General features: G+C 26.9%; 2 protein-coding genes. One reads left to right on the top strand and one right to left on the bottom strand.

All coding sequences use genetic code 11. From position 1 onward, the window contains the following. Window positions 1-13: 13 nt before the first annotated feature. Complete coding sequence (locus CD034_RS01060) at window positions 14-781, bottom strand: DUF536 domain-containing protein (RefSeq protein ID WP_001829872.1); 768 nt, start codon at window positions 779-781, stop codon at window positions 14-16. A gap of 439 nt (window positions 782-1,220) precedes the next feature. On the opposite strand from CD034_RS01060, the gene CD034_RS01055 reads away from it, so the two are divergent. Further along, a partial coding sequence (locus CD034_RS01055) for a replication initiator protein A (protein ID WP_103288054.1) occupies window positions 1,221-1,945 on the top strand: 725 nt, incomplete at its 3' end.

The following is a 1,945-nucleotide window of genomic DNA, read 5'->3' as shown; positions in this document are numbered from 1 at the left end:
TTTATATTCATTTTTAATTACCGAAGAATCGACTCCAAAATCCCTTTTTAGGTGGTTCTACCTCCCTATTATCATCAGGATCATTCTTCGTTTCTTCAACGAACTTATCCTCTTTTGTTAATTCACCTTCATCTGTACTGTCATTCTTTTTCTCTTCGGCTATATCCTTGTAATTTACTTCTGTTGGTTGACGCTTTGTTTGTTGTTGGTTGATATTTTGCGATTCTTCAGTAAAAGTTGCTTCTTGCGGATTAATATTTTGTCTATTATTCGTCGCTGTATCAAAAGAATAATTAAGCTGTCTTTCTTCTTCTAATTGACTTTCTAGTTTTTGAATTTTTTTATTGCTTTCTAAAGCTAATATTTGTTGATTCTCCAACAATTTATTTAACGTATTAACATTGCTATTTTGTTGATCTAATTGCTTAGTTAAATTCTCAATATATTTTTCATCATTTTTAGCTCTAGTTTCAAAGATTTCTATTTGCTTTTCTAATTCGTTTACTTTTGTTTTTAATGTCTCAGAACTATTTGAATTATTATATATATTCTTTTCTGATTTTGCAGTATTTTCACCAAACAATTCTTTTTTTACTGATTCTTTATTTTGGATTGTACTCTCTTTCTTAGTAATTTTTTCTATAATTTTCAAATAATCATTATCATCAATATAATTAATCCCATTTTCTTTTTCAAAAGTTATATTTAAACTTTTAGCATTATTAACAATAGTTTGTTTAGTTACACCTAATTCATCAGCAACCATTTTAATAGTTCTCATAACATCCACCCTTAGGTACCTAATTTAGTACCTAAATTTTACCACCTAATGAATTTTATTTCATCAATTACCACTAAATTTACTACCTATTTACTACATATGCACCTAATTAGCTACCTATAATATGTTTTTGGAGCTTAATTAGGTACTAAAACAATGAACTACACATTTTGCCATGGCAATGTGCTTTTAACTACATTTAAAACTCTTTATATACTTTCTTAAAAGTGTTAATATTGCTTTATAAATACTAAAAGAGTCAATGCTATTGGCGTAGCATTGACTCTCGGTAATAAAACGATTCGCACTCGTTTGTTTATATATTTTTTGATACTTGTATTATATCTATCTAATCATCTAAGTGCAAGCACAAAACATATAACTTACGTAAAAATTGTTTTATTACCTCAATCCTAAAAATGGAAATGAGGTTTTTATTATGCCCAATTTTGAAAAATACAATTTATCACAAGTAAAAACTGAAAGGTTTTATCAACTACCTAAATATTTATTCGAAGATGCATATTTTAAAAAAATGTCGGCGGAAGCCAAAATTATGTATGCGTTATTAAAAGATCGCTTTGAATTATCCATCCAAAATGAATGGGTAGATAAAAATAATAACATTTACTTTATTTTCAGTAATAAACATTTGTGCGAATACTTAGGTTATGCAGAACAAAAAATTATAAAATTAAAAAAAGAGTTAATAAGTTTTAATTTATTAACTCAAGAACGTGTTGGCCTTAATAAACCAAATAGATTATATTTATTAAAACCTAATTATGACATTAAAGCCAGTCATAGCAAGGAACTTCCAAATTCACAGTTCCAGAACAATGAATTTGGAAGTTCTAGAACTGTGAATTTAAGTGGTCAAGAACTTCCAAATTCACAGTCTAATGATACTGAGAATAATGATACTGATTATATTAAAACTGAGAGTAATGATACGAATGATTTGAATGATAATAAGCTAACTTTTCCTAGTAATCATACAAATCATTCAAATCACAACAATTCAAACTTTAATAATGAAGCTTTAAAATTCCAATTACTCGAAGAACTACCTCAAAGTATTCAAAGGTATTTAAGTAACTTTTCTGTAAATGAAATTAAAATCATCAAACCTGTATTATTAAAAGCCAAGACGTCCTTTAATAA

This window comes from Staphylococcus hominis subsp. hominis, from assembly GCF_002901845.1.
Taxonomy (GTDB): domain Bacteria; phylum Bacillota; class Bacilli; order Staphylococcales; family Staphylococcaceae; genus Staphylococcus; species Staphylococcus hominis.
The sequence above is the reverse complement of the archived record's forward strand: the minus strand, read 5'-3'. Positions and strand labels throughout refer to the sequence as shown.

Excerpts from the sequence above, each read along its gene's own strand:
- CD034_RS01060 (WP_001829872.1), bottom strand. The coding sequence starts at position 781 with ATGAGAACTATTAAAATGGTTGCTGATGAATTAGGTGTAACTAAACAA.